Genomic DNA, 16,908 nt, shown 5'->3' with positions numbered 1-16,908 from the left:
CGAGACGAGGCGGCCCGGCCCCCTGTGACACGGGCCGGCGTGACCCGCGTCTCCCCTCCCGGGGTGCGCGCCCCGTCCGGGGCCGGGCCGGCCGCCGCCCTCACCGGCTCCGCGCCGGTGCGCGGCCGCATCCGCGCACCTCCCGACCGGCCGGCTCAGGAGGACCCGGTCGCCTCCGACCACAGGGCCGGCGCGTCGGCGAAGGCCGCCGGCGGTTCCCCGTCGACCAGGGCGGCCCGCACGTCGTGGAGGACCCACCACGCGCTGAGGACGTCGTTGTTGTACCAGCCGGAGGACTCGGCCTCCAGGGTGGTCGCCCCGGATGTGTCCAGCATGGGGTGGTCGAGCACGGACCGCCCCTCTGCGTAGGCGTCATCGACGAGCGCGACCACCACCTCGGCTTCGTGGTCCTCCAGGTTCTCCTCGGAGACCTCGGTGTAGCCCCATTCGGAGCCGCCGGACTGCGCCTCGGGCCGGTCCAGTCCGAGGTCGGCCAGGAGCCCGCTGAACTGGGTGCCGCTGTCATAGGCGTAGATCACGGGCGGATACTCCTGCAGTACCGACACCTCCTGCCCGGCGCGCCCCGCCTCCTCGATCCGGGCCGCCAGCGCGGAGACCGCCGCGTCGAGGCGGCCGACGACGCCGGCGGCCTCGGCCGAGCGGCCGGTCACCGCGCCGAGCAGCTCCATCTGCGCCTCCACTCCGGTGCCCTCCTCGATGAGTACGACGGGGGCGATCGCCTCGAGCAGGCCGAGGAGGGGGCGGTGCTCGGGGTGGTCGATCCCGATGATCAGGGACGGCTCGGCGGCGGCGGCCAGCTCGGGCTCGTGCCCCTCGACGATCTCCACCCCCGCGCCGGCGGCGATCTCTTCGCGGGCCTCCTGGCCTTCGTGGGTGCGGGCCGCGTGGTCCGGTGCGGCGCCGACGGCCGCGAGGTTCAGCGCCGTGTACACGTCCAGCGCCCATATGCCCTCATCGGTCACGGGTGCATCGACCTCGCCGTTCGCGGCCTGCACCGTCACGGTCTCCCCGGGCGGCCCGGGTGCGGCGGGCGGCGGGGCGCCGCAGGCTGTGAGCAGGGCCGCCGTCGCGGCGATGGCGAGGGACTGCGGAAACTTCTCCACGGAGGCCTTTCGGGTCGGGTCGGGGATGTCCCGGCGGAAGGGCGGGGCCACGGCCCTCCGCCGGAGGCGGGCGGGGCCGGCGCCGGTGCCCCGAGCGGGGCGCGCGGGCGCCGGCTCAGGCGGAGGCGCCTTCCTCCCAGTTCCGCCGGAGGCGGGCGTAGACGCCGCCGGATGCGATGAGCTCGGCCTCGGTCCCCGTTTCGGCGAGGATCCCGTCGGAGAAGACCCCGATCGGCCCGCCGCTCCGGCCCGCACCGGGCCGGGAGGGGAACGCCACGACGGCGGTTCCGCGGGTCAGGTCGGCCAGCGCGCGGCCGATCCGGTGTCCGGGCGGTTCGAAGGCGGTCAGCACGAGGGCGGTGCCCGGCAGGCGCGGCCACACGATGAACGGGCGCCGGTAGGTCATGGGGGTGTTCTCCTCACTGGTCGCTCGCGCCCCGGGGGGCGCATGTCGGTGCGGCCTCAGCGGCCGGGCCGGCCTTCTCGCCTCCCCTGGGGCGCCGGTGCCGGCGTTCTCGGCCGCGGTCTCACGTGCCGGCGATGCGCCAGCGCCGCGCCCGCTCGTACTGCCGGCCGAGGCGCGCGAACACCCCTCCCCCGTGCAGCAGCTCCTCGGGGGTGCCGGTCTCCACGACCCGGCCGCCGTCGAGCGAGACCACGCGGTCCGCCGTGGCCAGGGTGGCGGGGCTGTGGGCGATCACGATCACCGTCCGCCCGGGGTCGTCGCCGAGGTCGGCTATGGCCTGCGAGACCGCGGCCTCGTTCACCGGGTCGAGCGCGGAGGCGGCCTCGTCGACGAGGACGATGCGCGCCCGCTTGAGCACCGCCCGGGCGATGGCGACGCGCTGGCGCTCACCGCCCGACAGCTGGGCGCCGGCCTCGCCGACGCGTGTGCGCCAGCCTCCGGGGAGGCGCTCGATCACCTCGTCGAGCCGCGCCGCGGCGGCCGCCTCCTCGAGCTCGTCCCAGGTCGCGTCCTGCCGGGCCAGGCGCAGGTTGTTCTCGATGGTGTCGTCGAACAGGTAGACGTCCTGGAAGACGACGGCGATCTCGTCGAGCAGGGCGGCCGGGTCGAGCTCGCGGACGTCGGCCCCGCCGACCCGCACCCGTCCCGTGTCGGCGTCGAAGAACCGGGCGATGAGCCGGGTCACCGTCGTCTTCCCGGAGCCCGACGGCCCGACCAGCGCGGTGGTGGTGCCCGGGCGGAAGCGCAGTGACACGTCGCTCAGCGCGGGGGCGCCGCCGCCCGGGTAGGTGAAACCGACCCGGGAGAACTCGATCCCCGCCTCGCCGATCCCGCGCACCGGGCCGGCCGGTACCGGCAGTGCCGGGGCGGCCAGCAGTTCCTCGACGCGCGCGATCTTGTTCGTCATCGCGCGCAGGGCCCCGATGAGGTCGATGAGGTTGCCGAGCGGCTCCAGGAAGCGGGCGGCCAGCACGAGCAGCGCGACCGCCTCGGCGACCCCGATGTGCCCGCCGAGCGCGAGCACCGCTGCCAGCGCGAGCACCGCGACGAACCCGCCCGTGATCACGCCGGTGTAGACGAAGAACGGGCGCCGTGCGCGGCGCATGCCGTCCCGGTAGGTCTCCCGGTGGTCCGCGAGCGCGGCGCGCATCCGGGGGGTGCCGCCGGCCTGGCCGGCCGCCCGCAGGACCGGCTGCGCCTGGCCGAGCTCGATGGCCCGGCCGGCGACCTCGGCCGCGGCCCGCTCCAGTTCGGTCTCGGCGGCCTCCGTGATCCGGGCGGCGCGCCGCAGCGCCCAGAGGGCGGCCAGCGCGATCGCGCACAGCAGCAGCGCCATCCTCCAGTCGACCGCGAACGCCACGGCGACGACCGTCGCCGGCAGCAGTGTCGAGGTGATCGCGGGCCCGGCCACGGTGACGGCCAGCTGCGCGGCGTCGCCCACGTCCGCGGTCACCGCCCGCGCGAGCCGCGCCTTGTGCTCGGCGGTGAACCATCCCAGCGGCAGGGTGCTCACGTGGCGTATCAGCCGCCGCCGCAGCTGCGCCGCGAGTACGCCCGCCGCCTTGAACCCCACCGGTGTGGCGATGATGCAGAGCACCGCGTACGCGGACGCGCCGGCCGCACCGAGGGCGAGCCAGGGGGCGGCCGCGGCGAGGTCGGGCTCAGGGCGCACGAAGGCGTCCAGGACGGGGACGAGCAGGCCGAGGAGGAGTCCTTGCAGGACGGCCTGGGCCGCCGTGAGCAGCCACAGGCGGGCCAGCAGCCTCGGCTCCGGCCACAGGCGGTACAGTCGGCGGATCATGCGGGCACCCCTTCCTGGGCGGCCCACATCCGGGCGTACGGCCCTCCGTTCGCGAGCAGCTCCTCGTGGCGGCCCCGCTCGGCCAGCCGCCCGCCGTCCAGTACGAGGATCTGGTCGGCGCCGGCGATGGTGTGCAGCCGGTGCGCGATCACGATCACCGTCTTGCCGACCGCCAGGGCGGCCAGCGCGTCCTGGACCGCCGCCTCGCTGTCGGCGTCCAGCGCGGCGGTCGCCTCGTCCAGGACCACGATCGGCGCCTCGGACAGGATGGCCCGCGCGATCGTCAGCCGCTGGCGCTCGCCGCCGGACAGGCCGCCCCCGCTCGCGTCGAGCACCGTTCCGTACCCGTCGGGCAGGCGCTCGATCACGTCGTGGACGCATGCGGCGGCGGCCGCCCGGCGGACCTCTTCGTCGGAGGCCCCGGGCCGGCCGATCCGGATGTTCTCCGCCACGCTGTCCCGCAGCAGTACGACGTCCTGGAACACCAGCGACATCAGCGCCAGCAGCCTGCGCGACGGGATCGAGCGCACGTCGGCGCCGCCGATCCGGACCGCCCCGCCCGTCACGTCGTAGAAGCGCGGAAGCAGGCCGGCGAGCGTCGTCTTGCCGGCGCCCGAGGGGCCGACGATCGCGGTCACCCGGCCCGGCCGGCAGACGGCGCTGACGTCCGCGACGGCGTCGGTCACCCCGTCGTAGGAGAAGGCGACCCGGTCGAACTCCACGCTGTGGCCGACCGGCGTCCGCGGCCGCTCCGGTTCGGGCAGCGGGGGGTGGGAGAGCAGCCGCTCGATGTTGGCCGCGCCCATCCGGCCCTTGCGCACGCCCTGGGAGGCGGTCACCGCCGGGAGGATCGAGTTCGGCAGCCCGACCGCGACGACCAGGAACGCCACGAGGTCCGCGGTGCCGAGCGCCCCGCGGGCGACGAGGGCCGCCCCTGCGGCCGCCACGGCCGTGAGGACCGCCATCTCCGATCCGAACAGCCGGGACGCCGCTGAGCTGTAGCGGACCTCGGAGACCCAGGCGGCGAACGCCCGGGTGTGCTCGTCCACGGCCTCGTCGAAGCGGCGGAGGACGCGGCCGCCGGCTCCGAACGCCTTGACCACCTGGATCCCGTCGGCGTATTCGACACCGGCGGCGCTGATCCGCGCGTCGGCGGCGGTCAGCCGGTCCATGTGGGTCGTCATGGACCGCATCGAGACGCGGTGGCAGACCGCCGTCAGGCCGAGCACGCCCAGCACGACCAGTGCCATGCGGACGTCGACGGAGAGCAGGTAGCCCACGCCGGCGGCGGTCACCGCGACCGCGCCGGTGAGCTGCCCCAGGGCGTGCGCGATGACTTCGTGCATCTCCTCCAGGTCGCCCGTCATCGCCCTTTTGACCCGGCCCGACCCCGAGGCCCGGAACCAGCCCAGCGGAAGCGCGCCGAGGTGGCGCACGATCCGTACGCGCAGGTCGTGCAGGATCGCCGCGTCCGCGTAGTGCCCTACCCGGGAGGACTGCACGAGCAGGAGCAGCCAGGCGCCGGCGCCCGCGGCGCCGATGCCGACCCAGGTCCAGACGGCCGTGTGCGCCCCTGGAGCGCCGTCGAGCATGATCCGCGCGATCTCGGCGACGGCGATGTAGGGGACGACCCCCGCCCCCGCGCTCAGGGCCGAGAGGACCGCGCAGACGGCGAGGTGCGTCCGGATCGGGGCGAGTAGCCGCGCCAGGGCCCCGGCGCCCGCGAGCCCGGCCGGCCGGTCGGCGCCTGCTCGGGGTTCCGGCGCGGCGACCGCGCGGCTCTCCGCAGTCGTGCTCATGTCTCTGGTTCCTCCTGAGGGGTCGCCGCTGCACCGGAGGCGCGGCCCGATCGATAAGGTATGCCTAACCTTTCTTTGATCTTGGCTCTTCAAGGAGGCTTGATGTCAAACGGGGAAACGGGCGATCGCCCGGGGGTCCCGATCGGCCGGGCCGCGGCCCTCTTCGGCCTCGCCCCCTCGACACTGCGCTGGTGGGAGTCCCGCCGGGTGCTCCCCGAGCCGCCGCGGGCGAACGGGCGCCGGGTCTACACCGAAGCCGAACTCCGCCGTATCGGCCTCGCCTACCTGTGCTGCGTCATCGGGTCGATGCCCCTCGAGCAGGCGTCCACCGTGATCTCGGGGAAGGGGAACCGGGAGTGGAGGGGCACCGTCGAGCACCGCGTCGAGCTGATCGAAGAGGAGATCCGGCGGCTGCGGAGCGCCCAGGGCTACCTGCTGCACCTCCTGCGCTGCCCGGACGACGACATCGCCGAGCAGTGCCCGGACCTCGACGGCGAGCTGATGAGCCGCACCCCGCGCGGGCTCGTCGCCGAGCAGTGCCTCGTCGCCGCGGCCCGGTCGGCCCCCCAGGGCGCACCGCCCCGCCCGCGTGACGGAACAGGCCGGGGGCGTGATGAAAACACCCCGGCTCCGGATCGGTGCGCCGTCTGCGCGAGGGCGCTCGCCCAACCCGGGCGGGGGCGCCGCCGCACGTACTGCTCGCGCGCCTGCCGGCAGCGGCGGTACCGGCAGAACGCGGGCCGCCGGCCGGCGTAGCCGCACCGCCGGCCCGGCGGACCGGCACCGCCCGCCATGTTCCCGGCCCCTCGATCGCGTCGCGGGGTTCCGGCTTCGCAGGCGCCCCCACGGGAAACGACGGGGAAACAGGTGCGCCCCGGCGCGGCACCGAGGGCCGATCGGCCACGGCCCTCGCCCTTCCCACGGCGGCGCAGGCGCCTCCCCGCGGTGGAAACCTCCAGGGAAACCGCCCCGAATGGAGCGAAAAAACCGTGGCCGAATACGGAAAACGACTCCTTTTTCCTGCCTGATGCGCGTCTACTTTGCTTTACCACCGCCCGCACCGAAAGGGCGGTATCTCCTTGACAGGCAGGAGGCCGCCATGGCCGCACCCCCTACTCCCCCGCCGCCTGCACCCGCCCCGCAGCGGCCGGCCGGCGCACCGCGCTGGCTCCTGCCGGCCGCCATCGGCGTCATCGCGGGCCTGCTCATCGGGTTCACCGCCGGCTGGTTCGGATTCCGCTCCCATCTCACCGCGAGCATGAACGCCGCCGTCGAGGAGGTCGAGGCAGACCTGGCCGGTGCGACGCCCCTGGAGGAGACCGGGCCGGTCGAAGAGGAAGAGGGGGTGCCCGCCGGTCCGCCGGCCGCCGATTCCCCCGACGACGGGCTGTTCGAATACACCGCCACCGGTTCGGAGCGCAAGACCACCTATAACGACTCCGAATGCGGACAGACCTATCGGGCCGAAGGGGAGTTCATCGTGATCGGCCTGAAGGCGGAGAACGTCGGCAGCGCCCCGGGAATGCCCGCGGTGTCGATGGGCGAGGTCACCGCCTATGACACGGCCGGCGCCGCCTACTCCACCTTCGACGACATCTGCTCGTTCACCGAGGAGGTCAACCCGGGCGGGTCCACCGACTACGAGGTCGTCATCGAGGCGCCCGAGGGGACCGAGTTCGCGGTACTGGAGCTGGCCGGTTACGAGGCGCCCGGCATCGCGGTGATCGGCGTGGAGGAGTAGGGCCGGAGCCCGAGGGCCGCCCCGCTCCCGGAGAAGCGGGGTCGGCCCTCCACCGAGAACACTCCGGAGATACGCCCCCGGATCGCCACCGCTCCGGCCGGGCATCGGGCCGCTGCGCTCTCCACCCGCAGGAACCGGCCGCGCCCCTTGTGCGCCCCCGCTGCCCACCGGGGTCCCCGTCACTCCTCAGCAGAAGGAACACCTCATGGACAAGAACGGCAAGGGCCTGCTCAGCGGCTGCCTCACGGCCCCGATACTCGTGATCGCACTGATCGGCTGCGGCGCTCTCCTCTCCGCCACCGGTCCCGATGAAGGCCAGGGCGATGGCGGGGGCCCGGACGTGGTCGGGATGTCCCTCCCTGAAGCCGTGGACGCCCTGCACGGAGCAGGGCTCGAAGAAGGGAGCCTCCGCCTGCTCGCGGCCGACGAGGATGCGCCGTGGATCAGGTCTGCCATGGAGGTCTGCGACCAGGAGAAGGCCGAGGGCGCGGTCGACCTCGCGCTGGTCCAGGAGGGAACCGACTGCCCCGGGGAGCCCGGGAAGGCGGCAGAGTGGCCTGAGCTTCCGGACTTCGCCGATGGCACGGTCTCCGAGGCCCTGAAGTGGCTCGACGGCGCAGGCCTCACCGAAGTGCGGGTGAAGGCCGCTTTCGGCGATGCCGACGATCCCGGAAAGGACGCGGCAGGCGATCATGGCGTGTGCGCGCAGAAGCACGCGGAGTCCAGAGCGCCCTTCGCCGACGACCTCCGGGTCAGCCTGTACGTGGTGGCCCCGGGCTCGGAATGCCCCGAGGCCGTCGGCGACCCCGCTCCTGCCCCGGAGCCGGAAGCCGAACCGGAGCCCGCTCCGCAGACCGAGGGGGAGCAGTCCGAGGCCGACGGCTCCGACGACTCCGGAGGGACCGGATCCGGCGGCGGCTCCGACCAGGGCGGAGTCCAGGGGGTGCACCCGGGCGCGTTCTGCGACGAGCACTGGCAGTATGGCCATACAGCCAAGGGAACGCTGATGCAGTGCACCCCCAAGGCGGGTGACGACCGATTCCGCTGGCGGGCCGCCTGACCTCCGGAGGCCGGTGCAGCGCACCGGCTCCCGGCATCGCGGCGCACATGTTCTGCTCGACCGCCTTGAATCAGGAGGAATCGCGTCGGGAAGAATCGAATCTCACGCCGGCTCCGTTCGCCGGTGCTCCGCAGCCGCCCGCCGAAAGCTCCGGGCCACGCACTCGAACGGGACGTCCTTCAGCACCGCCGCCGGTATCGACGCATAGTCCTCGCCGAGTTCGGCGCGGAACTCGGCGGCGAACGACAGGCCCAGCCGGTAGTACTCGCCGACGAACTCCATGTCCGGCAGCCTGAAGTCGTCCGGAACCCGCAGACCGAGCCGGGGCAATGTGTATTCCAGAAAGCCGACGACGCTGGGGACGGTCACCTCCCAGATCTCCTCCAGGCTCGGCACCCGGCCGGTCGCGGTCGGGCCGTCCCCGCTCACGGACCGCGCGGACACGCGGCTGTCCCTGGTCAAGACCGCCTGGACGACGGCGGCGCAATACTCGTCCTCGAATCTGAAAGCGACCGGCCACTCTCTATCGATCAAGAGAACATGCAGGAGATCGTGCTTCAACACCCTGTCTTTCACCGTTCCGGTCGGCGAGAGATACGCGATATCGAACGCGGGAAGCGCCCCCATCGACGACATCAATACTTCGAGAACACTAGGGGTGGCCTCTGGCATACGCTCAGTAGAGGACGGACTCCCCGATGGCGTCAAGTCCTTGAGCAAGGAACGACGGCGAAATCGACCAGAAAACCGACCCCCCGGCATTGGGGCGGCCCTGAAATCAGGTTCGGCGCTCGAACACATATCGGCACCCATCAGAGATCGCCGCACGCGGCACGATTCCGGCCGCGGGTGCCGAGCGGACGGGAAGAAGGGCCGCCGGCGGGCAGCCCGCCGCAGGCCTGCGGCTCCCCTGCGGAGAGCACCTCGGCCATGGCGCCCGTCGGCGGAGGCGAACGTCCCGGGCAGGGCGGGCGGCGGGAGCGGGAAGGCCGGGGCGGCCCCCGCCCTGCGCCCGGGGGCGGCCGAGGCCGACCGGGCCACCGGGCAGGGCCGCGGTCGGCCTTGCCCGAGAGGGGCGGCGGAGGGAGCCCGCGCGGAGGCCGGGGCGCTCCGGATTTCGACCCGGTACAACGGAGGATTTGACCTCAATCAATGTTGAGGTCATAGTTTCGCCCCCGTGCCCCCCGGACCGCCGGGCGGGCCCCTCCACCGACCCTTCGAAGGACCTCCCCATGGAAACCGCACGAACGCCCGAGCAGTCCGGCTCCTCCCCGCCGCCCGGGGACGCGGCCCCGCCGCGGCGCTCCCTGGCGCCCGACCTCGCCCGCGGGGTCATGCTGCTCGTCATCGCCACCGCGCACGCGCACATGTTCGCCCAGATGTCGGGCGCCCCGGGCGGCGGCATCGCCGATGCCTGGGACCGGATCGCCACCGGCACCATGGCCCTCTTCGCCGACCTGCGCGGATACCCCATGTTCGCCGCGCTGTTCGGGTACGGGCTGGCCCGGATCCACCGGCGCCGGACCGAGCAGGGCCAGGACTGGCCGCGGACGCGGAGGCTGCTGCGCCGCCGCGGGCTCTGGATGGCCGCCTTCGGCGCCGTCCACGCGGTGCTGCTCTTCTTCGGTGACATCCTGGCCGTCTACGGGGTGCTCGCGCTCGTCTTCACCGGCGCGCTGCGCCTGTCCGACCGGGGGCTGCTCCGGGCCGCCTGGGCGGCGCTGGCCGTCGTCACGGCCTCCCTGCTCGCCTTCGGCCTGGCGTTGCCCGCCGGCGCCAAACCGGAGATCCCTGAGGGCGTCACCGCGGAGCTCTTCTTCCGGCTGTCGATGTGGCCGTTCCTGCTGGTGTTCATGCTGTTCGCCACCGCCTTCCCGTTCCTGGTCGGGATGTGGGCCGGGCGCCGGCGCCTGCTGGAGCGCCCCGGACCGTACCTGCCGCTGCTGCGCCGCACCGCGGCCATCGGCGTCCCGGTGGCGGTCGCGGGCGGGCTTCCCCAGGCGCTCGTCCTCACCGGCGCATGGACGCCCCCCTCACTCCCGGTCGCCGCCCTCGTGAGCACGCTGCACCAGGTCAGCGGTTTCGCAGGCGGGTTCGGCTACGCGGCGCTCATCGCCCTGGCGGCGGCGCGGATCTCCGCCCGCGGCCCCGGCCCGGTCACGACCGCGCTGGCCGCGCTGGGCCGGCGGTCGCTCACCTTCTACCTGCTGCAGTCGGTGGCCTGGGCGGCGCTGTTCGCCTCCTACGGCTTCGGCCTGGAGGTGTCCACCGCCGCCGGCGTGGCCATCGGGGCGGCGGTCTGGGCGGTGACGGTCGCCCTGGCCGGCCTGATGCACCGCGCCGGGATGAGCGGCCCCGCGGAGACCGCGCTGCGCCGCCTCGCCTACGGCCCCTCCGGGCGCGCGGACTGAGCGGCGGCGGGCCCCCGGGGGCGGGCGCCGCTCCGCCCCCGGTGGTGCCCGACCGCGCTCCGCCGGCCGGCGGAGCGCCCGCGCGCCCTCCGGGGGCGGCCCCGCTCCGGCGCCCTCCCCGGAGCGCCGGGCCGGGGGCCCGTCAGGGGGTGACGATCGGGAAGTCCGGGTCCGGGCCGTCCATCACCGCCGTCAGCCGCTGCAGGACCGCCCGGTCGCCCTCGGTCCGCAGTCCGGCCCCCTCCCCCTCGGTGAGCAGGGCGGACAGCTCCGCCTTGGTGAGCGTCACGACCAGGTCCGCGGCGGGACCGCCGCCCTGCGCCCTCCGGTGCGTCAGCGCCCCGTTGGCCAGCGTCATCCGGTGGCGCTCCCCGGTGTCGGTGAGGTTCCAGTCGACGGTGAGGCGCTCCTCCCAGGCCTTCGGCCCGTTGACGCGGACGGCCATCGAGTCGAAGAGCTGCTCCGCGCTCAGCCCGGCGGCCATGCCTTCGGCGAACCCGAACGGGTTGGGCGTGATCCCGTCGCGCAGCTCCTTGGCGCCCATCAGGTAGAAGTTGCGCCAGGTGCCGCACTCGGCGCCCTCACCGAGGCCCTGGTAGACGCCGGCCAGCGCGCTCTTGGCGCCGGCGTGGCCGGGGTCGGCGAACACGGCGTGGTCGAGCAGCGTCGCGGCGAACCGCAGGTCGCCGTCGCGGGCGTAGGCGCCGGCCTTCTCCACCACGGCGTCGGTGCCGCCCATGCAGTCCACGTAGCGCCGGGCGAGTTCGGCCGGCGGGTGCTCCCACAGGTGGGCGGGGTTGCCGTCGAACCACCCCATGTAGCGCTGGTAGACGGCCTTCACGTTGTGCGAGACCGACCCGTAGTAGCCGCGGGCGTGCCAGGCCTTGGCCAGGGCCGGGGGGAGTTCGATCCGCTCGGCGATCTCAGCGCCGGTCAGGCCCTGGTTGAGCATGCGGAGCGTCTGGTCGTGCAGGTAGGCGTAGAGGTCGCGCTGCTCGGTCAGGAAGCGGGCGATGTTCTCCGCGCCCCAGGTGGGCCAGTGGTGGGAGCCGAAGGAGACGTCGCTGCCCTCGGCGAACAGGGCGGCGGCCTCGTCCAGGTAGCGGGACCACACCCGGGCGTCGCGCACCAGCGCGCCGCGGAGCGTGAGGATGTTGTGCAGGTTGTGGCTGGCGTTCTCGGCCATGCACAGCGCCCGCAGGTCCGGGAAGTGGAAGTTCATCTCCGCCGGGGCCTCGGTGCCCGGCGTGACCTGGAAGACGATCCGGACGCCGTCGACGGTCTCCTGCTGGCCGGTGCGGGTGACGTCGAGGGTGGGCGGGATCAGCGAGACCGTCCCGGTCGAGGCGGTCTGGCCCAGCCCGGTGCCGATCATCCCCTCGGGGCCGCGGTGCAGCGCCGCGCCGGTGTGGTACATCCCGCGGCGGGCCATGGCGGTGCCGGCGTAGACGTTCTCCGAGACGGCGTGCTCGGTGAAGCCCTCGGGGGCCAGGATCGGGACGCCGGCCGGGTTGTCCGCGGGGAGGATCCCCTCCGCGCCGCCGAAGTGGTCCACGTGGGAGTGGGTGTAGATCATCCCGGTGACGGGGCGGTCGCCGCGGTGCGCCCGGTACAGGGCGAGCGCGGCGGCGGCCGGCTCGTTCGACACCAGGGGGTCGATGACGATGACCCCGGTGTCGCCCTCGACCAGGGTCATGTTGGACAGGTCGAGGCCGCGCACCTGGTAGACGCCCTCGGTGACCCGGTACAGGCCCTGTCTGGCGCACAGCCGCGACTGGCGCCACAGCGAGGGGTTCGCGGTCGGAGGGCACTCGCCCTGCAGGAAGGAGAAGGCGTCGTTGTCCCAGACGACCCGACCGTGCGCGTCCTCGACCACCCCCGGGGTGAGGGAGGCGATGAAGCCGCGGTCGGCGTCGTCGAAGTCGGCGCGGTCGCCGAAGTCGAGATGGGTCATGGTGGGGACGGTCGCCATGGGCGGGGCGGGGGAAAACCCGCGGCGGGTCAAATCTTCTTCCGGCCCGGGCCCGCGGGAGGGCCGAAGCGCCGCTCCCGCCCAGGTTCTCCCCCGGGTTCGGCAATGCCCGACGTGTCCTGCGCGGCGCCGGGCCGGGGCGGGGCGACACTCGGGCCCATGCTCAGCGGATTCATCGGGAGCGTCCTGCCCGCCGAGAAGCTCCGCGCCCCGCACGAGATGGCGGAGGAGCTGGACCCGTCCTCGGGCGACAGGCGGGGCAAGCGCTCGGCGTTCTGGACGATGCTGTCCCTGTCCGCGGTCATCGCCGCCGCGGGGGTGTTCACCGATTCGACGGCCACGGTGATCGGGGCGATGATCATCGCCCCGCTCTCCACCCCCATCATGGGGATCGCCCTCGGGATCGTGCGGCGGCGCCGGACCCGGGCGGTCGGCGTGGTCGTCTGCGGCTGCCTGCTGGTGATCGGCGTCGGCGTGCTGTTCTCGGCGCTCGTCCCCGGCGGCTACGACCTGCTCTCCAACAGCCAGGTCGCGGGGCGGACGTCGCCGGGCGTGATGGACCTGGTCGCCGCCATGGCGACGGGGCTGGCGGGAGCGGTGGCGCTGTCCCGCCGCGACGTGGCGGCGGTGCTGCCCGGGGTGGCGATCGCCATCTCCCTGGTCCCGCCGCTGGTGGTGGCCGGCGTCTGCCTGGGGCGGCTCGCCGGGTGGCTGGCGCTCGGCGCGCTGGTGCTCTTCCTGTCCAACCTGCTGGCGCTGGTCTTCGCCGGCATGGTGGTCTTCGCCGCCGCCGGGTACGGGGCCCGGGCCGACCGGGAGAGGGGGGTCGCCCTCCGCCGGACGTACACGGTCCTGGGCATGCTGTTCGCGGTCGTCTTCGTGCCGCTGGCCGCCAACACCGCGTTCACGCTGATGATCGGCGTCTGGACGGACCGGGCGGAGGACCAGGCCGAGCAGTGGCTCTCCGGGCGCGAGGGGGCCTCGGTGACACGGGTGTACATGGCGTCCAGGACGATGCACATCGAGGTCCGGCTGCCGGGGGACCCGCCGCCGGTGGACGAGCTGGTCGCCGCCCTGGACGGCCGGGTCCCCGACGGCCTCCCGGTCGTGGTCGAGACCGCGCACGGCGAGCGGATCGACGCCGGCCGGACCGGCGGCTGACCGGGCGCCCTCAGGAGAGGAGCACCCGCGCCCCCTTGGCTGCGAAGACCGCCCCGAAGACGAGGAGCAGGGTCACCGTCGTCGCGTCGTTGTTCGCGATCAGCCAGGCCCGGGCCCGCCGCAGCGCCTCCGCGCCCCGCCGCCCCGCGGCGGCGGCCGCGGCGATCGGGACCAGCAGCCCCAGGCTGCCCAGGAGGGCGAAGGCGAGCGCGCCGAGCGCGGTCGCCCCCGGGTCCGCCCCGGCGGAGCCGAGCGCGGCCCCCGCCCCCAGCAGCATCGCCAGGTTCTTGGGGTTGACGCAGACCAGCGCGGCGGCCGCCCCCACCGTCCGGGCGGGGGTGAAGGAGTCGACCGCGGTGAGCCAGGCGGGCGGCTCGGAGCCGGCGCCGGGCGGCCGGAGCAGGTGCGCGCGGAGGCTCCGGAGCCCGAGCAGCAGCAGCCCGGCACCGATGAGCAGCTGGAGCCATCCGACCCAGGCGGGCGGCCCTCCCTCGGCCCCGGCGCCCCCGGCTCCGGCGAGCAGGGCGACGGCCGCGGCGGCCAGGGCCGCCGAGGCGAACCAGGTGGCGGCGAAGGCGAGCGCCTTGGCGCGCCCGCCCTCCGCCATCAGCAGCAGGATCACCGCGGCCACGGCCATCGGCGCGGCCGCCAGGCCCACGGCGTAGGGGACGGTGTCGGCGAGGGCGCCGGGCATCGGCGTGCTCCTTTCCCTGGTCTCGGCGGCCGGGGTCAGTCCCCGGCCCCTTCCGGGGGTCCGGTGTGCGGCGGGGGTTCGGCCAGCAGCGCGCGGACCCCCGAGCGGACCGACCAGAACATGCGGTCGCGGCCGATCTCGTCGAGCAGCCCGGTCCGCTCCAGCACCGCCCTGACCGGCGCCTTGGTGCGGGCCAGCGCCAGCGCGGTGCCGTGCGCGGCCAGCTCCGAGCGCAGGTCCCGGAGCATGTCCGCGGCGGTGGCGTCGACGTGGGTGACGGCCTCCATGTTGACCAGCAGGAAGCGGACCGGCCCGTCGGCCCCGTCGACGAGCCCGCGCGCCCGCGCCGCGAAGTAGGGGGCGTTGGCGAAGAACAGCGGGGCGTCGAAGCGGTAGACGATCAGCCCCTCGTGGGTGTCGGCCCCGTGCACGGAGACGTCCCGGTAGCCGTCGATGCCCTCCGCCGTGCCCAGGACCGCGTCGTGCGGGCGCACCGCCCGGTAGACGAACACCCCCAGGGAGAGCAGGACGGCCACGCCCACCCCGGGGAGGACGCCCAGGGCGAGGACGGCGGCGAAGGCGCAGACCGCCAGGGCGGCCTCGGCGTCGCCGGCCCGGCGCAGCCGCAGCAGCGAGGCCGCGTCGAGCAGGCTCAGCGAGGCCGCGATGATGACCACGCCCAGGGCGGCGGTGGGCAGCGGCCGCAGCAGCGGCATCGCCAGGGCGGCGAGGAGTGCCACGACCGCGGCCGCGGTCACCCCTGTCACCTGGGACGACGCGCCGGTGGAGACGCCGAGCGCGGTCCGCGAGGCGCTGGAGCCGACCGGGAAGGCCTGGGTGAGGCCGGCGGACAGGTTCGCCGCCCCCAGGGCGGTCAGCTCCCGGTTCGGGTCGATCGGGTAGCCGGACCGGCGCGCGTACCCCCGGGAGATCGCGGCGGCGTCGGCGAAGCCGACCAGGGCCAGGCCCAGGGCGGGGACGACCAGGTCGGCGAGGTCCGGCAGGGCGGCCCAGGGCAGGGCGACCGGGGGCAGGCCGCCGTCGACGGGGCCGACCACGGCCACCCCCAGGTCCTCCAGGTCCAGCAGGGCGGAGGCCGCAGTGGCGGCGGCGACCACGGCCAGGGTGGCGGGCAGCACCGGCGCCCAGCGGCGCAGCGCCAGCGCGAGGCCGAGCAGCAGCGCGCTGAGGACCAGCGTCGGCGGGTGCGTCCGGCCGATGCCGGCGGCCAGCCGCCACAGCGTCGGGAAGAACCCGGAGAACGCGACCGGGATGCCGAACACCTTGCCGAGCTGCCCGGCGATGATGATCAGCGCGGTCCCGTTGACGAAGCCGAGCAGGACCGGCTTGGACAGGAAGTCGGCCATGAAGCCGAGCCTGAGCAGCCCCGCGGCGATGTACACCGTCCCCGTCATCAGGGCCAGCGCGGCGGCCAGCACCGCGTACCGCCCGGGGTCGCCCTGCGCGAGCGGGGCGACGATGCTCAGGGTCAGCGCGGCGAGCACGCTCTCGGGGCCGACGACCAGGTGCCGGGAGGAGCCGAGCAGGGCGTACACGGCCAGGGGCAGCAGGGTGGCGTAGACCCCGGCCATCGGCGGCAGCCCCGCCAGCTCGCTCATGGCCAGGCCGGCGGGGACCGCCACCGCCCCCACGGTCACCCCGGCGACCAGGTCCCGGACCAGCCGCGCCCGGCCGTACCCGGCGGGCCCGCCCATGCCCGGCGGGACGAGGCGCCGCCACCGGCGCCCGCGCTCACCCCGCACCGCTCACCCCGCTCCCGCCGCACCGGGCCTTCGCCCCGGCCGGGCCGCGGGGCGCCCCGGCGCTGCCGGCGGGGCTCATTCCCGCCCCTCGGCGCGGGGCGCGTCGCGCAGTGCGGTGTCGATGTCGGTGCAGAGGCCCTCGTCGGCCCCGAGCAGGTCGCGGACCTGGCCTGTCGCGGGCGACGGCCGGCACCGCGCCCTCCACGCGGAGCCGCCGGTCCGGTTCGCGGAGCATGCGCACGGCCGCGGCGTCCGCGGACGGGACCGTCTTCGCGTCCGGAACGGCCGTGCGGGCGCCGCGCTCCCGGGCCATGGCCGGGATGCGCTCGCGGACGCGGTCGCCGTCGGCGGAGAACAGGCCGCCCTCCACCAGGGCGCCGGGCGCGGGCTCGTCGCCGGGGGCGCGGGAGAGGTCGGTCCACCGGCCGCCCCGGGGGTTCCGGCCGAGTTCGGCGATGTCGGGCCGGGAGGCCCGGTAGGGCAGGAGCAGCGAGGCGGCGATGCCGAGGAGCAGGCCGCGCAGGGTGCCCAGGGCCAGGACGCCCGGCGGGGCGGCGACGGCGGCGAGGAGGTCGGCGCGGGCCGCGGGCCCGTAGGCGGAGACGGGCCCGGGGGCGGCCAGGCGGTAGAGGTCGCGGAAGGCGCGGACGCCGATCAGCTCCAGGACGGCGGCGACGGCGATGGGCTCGGGGGCCAGGACCGCCCGCACCGTGGCGCCGGCGAGGACGCCGCCGCGGAGCAGGCCGGGCCGGTACCCGCGCGGTGTCGGCGGGACGAGGGCGGACGCCGGGTGGGCGCTCCGGCCGCCGCGGTCCTTGCTCGGTCTCACCCGGGCCGCTCCTTCGGGCGGTGGCGGTGGTGGCCGCGGCGGCCCGGTGCCCGCTCAAGCGGGAGCGGGCACCGGGCCGCCGCGCGG

14 protein-coding genes are annotated in these 16,908 nt (G+C 75.1%); 5 read left to right on the top strand and 9 right to left on the bottom strand.

Annotated features, from left to right (window positions below):
* Window positions 1–155: 155 nt before the first annotated feature.
* The 4 genes from J0910_RS14325 to J0910_RS14310 form a co-directional block, all read right to left on the bottom strand.
* Window positions 156–1,124, bottom strand: coding sequence for an ABC transporter substrate-binding protein (locus tag J0910_RS14325; RefSeq protein WP_420158999.1), 969 nt, complete (start codon window positions 1,122–1,124; stop codon window positions 156–158).
* 115 nt (window positions 1,125–1,239) lie between these two features.
* Entirely contained in the window at window positions 1,240–1,530 is a 291-nt protein-coding gene (locus J0910_RS14320) for a hypothetical protein (RefSeq protein ID WP_420158998.1), read from the bottom strand.
* A gap of 121 nt (window positions 1,531–1,651) precedes the next feature.
* Window positions 1,652–3,391, bottom strand: a complete 1,740-nt coding sequence (locus tag J0910_RS14315; protein ID WP_420158997.1) for an ABC transporter ATP-binding protein — start codon at window positions 3,389–3,391, stop codon at window positions 1,652–1,654.
* Window positions 3,388–5,190, bottom strand: a complete 1,803-nt coding sequence (locus tag J0910_RS14310; protein ID WP_420158996.1) for an ABC transporter ATP-binding protein — start codon at window positions 5,188–5,190, stop codon at window positions 3,388–3,390. Before J0910_RS14310 ends, J0910_RS14315 begins: the two co-directional genes overlap by 4 nt.
* Before the next feature lie 102 nt (window positions 5,191–5,292).
* Between J0910_RS14310 and J0910_RS14305 the strand changes: the two genes are divergently transcribed.
* The 3 genes from J0910_RS14305 (at window position 5,293) to J0910_RS14295 (ending at window position 7,991) form a co-directional block, all read left to right on the top strand.
* Window positions 5,293–5,946 carry a helix-turn-helix domain-containing protein gene (locus J0910_RS14305; protein WP_420158995.1) on the top strand — a complete coding sequence of 218 codons (654 nt, stop codon included), beginning with the start codon at window positions 5,293–5,295 and terminating at the stop codon, window positions 5,944–5,946.
* A 343-nt stretch (window positions 5,947–6,289) separates the two neighbouring features.
* A complete protein-coding gene (locus J0910_RS14300) occupies window positions 6,290–6,931 on the top strand; it encodes a DUF4352 domain-containing protein (RefSeq protein WP_420158994.1) in 642 nt (213 codons plus the stop codon).
* 205 nt (window positions 6,932–7,136) lie between these two features.
* Window positions 7,137–7,991, top strand: coding sequence for a serine/threonine kinase (locus J0910_RS14295; RefSeq protein WP_420158993.1), 855 nt, complete (start codon window positions 7,137–7,139; stop codon window positions 7,989–7,991).
* Between the two features lie 102 nt (window positions 7,992–8,093).
* On the opposite strand, the gene J0910_RS14290 is transcribed toward J0910_RS14295, so the two are convergent.
* Window positions 8,094–8,663 carry a hypothetical protein gene (locus J0910_RS14290; RefSeq protein WP_420158992.1) on the bottom strand — a complete coding sequence of 190 codons (570 nt, stop codon included), beginning with the start codon at window positions 8,661–8,663 and terminating at the stop codon, window positions 8,094–8,096.
* A gap of 560 nt (window positions 8,664–9,223) precedes the next feature.
* Here J0910_RS14290 and J0910_RS14285 point away from each other — a divergent pair.
* On the top strand, window positions 9,224–10,402 hold the full coding sequence (locus J0910_RS14285; protein ID WP_420158991.1) for a DUF418 domain-containing protein: 1,179 nt from the start codon (window positions 9,224–9,226) through the stop codon (window positions 10,400–10,402).
* A gap of 142 nt (window positions 10,403–10,544) precedes the next feature.
* Here the strand turns inward: J0910_RS14285 and J0910_RS14280 are convergent, their stop codons facing one another.
* A complete protein-coding gene (locus J0910_RS14280) occupies window positions 10,545–12,356 on the bottom strand; it encodes an alkyl/aryl-sulfatase (RefSeq protein WP_420158990.1) in 1,812 nt (603 codons plus the stop codon).
* A gap of 177 nt (window positions 12,357–12,533) precedes the next feature.
* Here J0910_RS14280 and J0910_RS14275 point away from each other — a divergent pair, with 177 nt between their 5' ends.
* Window positions 12,534–13,535, top strand: a complete 1,002-nt coding sequence (locus J0910_RS14275; protein ID WP_420158989.1) for a DUF389 domain-containing protein — start codon at window positions 12,534–12,536, stop codon at window positions 13,533–13,535.
* Between the two features lie 10 nt (window positions 13,536–13,545).
* Here the strand turns inward: J0910_RS14275 and J0910_RS14270 are convergent, their stop codons facing one another.
* Genes J0910_RS14270 through J0910_RS14260 form a run of 3 tightly spaced genes read right to left on the bottom strand, consistent with a single transcriptional unit; the run spans window position 13,546 to window position 16,821 of the window.
* Complete coding sequence (locus tag J0910_RS14270; RefSeq protein WP_420158988.1) at window positions 13,546–14,229, bottom strand: GAP family protein; 684 nt, start codon at window positions 14,227–14,229, stop codon at window positions 13,546–13,548.
* A 35-nt stretch (window positions 14,230–14,264) separates the two neighbouring features.
* Window positions 14,265–15,992, bottom strand: coding sequence for a SulP family inorganic anion transporter (locus J0910_RS14265; protein WP_420158987.1), 1,728 nt, complete (start codon window positions 15,990–15,992; stop codon window positions 14,265–14,267).
* On the bottom strand, window positions 15,982–16,821 hold the full coding sequence (locus J0910_RS14260; RefSeq protein WP_420158986.1) for a SulP family inorganic anion transporter: 840 nt from the start codon (window positions 16,819–16,821) through the stop codon (window positions 15,982–15,984). The genes J0910_RS14265 and J0910_RS14260 overlap by 11 nt, the downstream gene beginning before the upstream one ends.
* Between the last annotated feature and the right edge of the window lie 87 nt (window positions 16,822–16,908).

It is taken from the genome of Nocardiopsis oceanisediminis (assembly GCF_048595525.1).
Classification (GTDB): Bacteria; Actinomycetota; Actinomycetes; order Streptosporangiales; family Streptosporangiaceae; genus Nocardiopsis_A; species Nocardiopsis_A oceanisediminis.
Note: the sequence above shows the minus strand (reverse complement) of the source record. Positions and strands in the feature narration are given on the sequence as shown.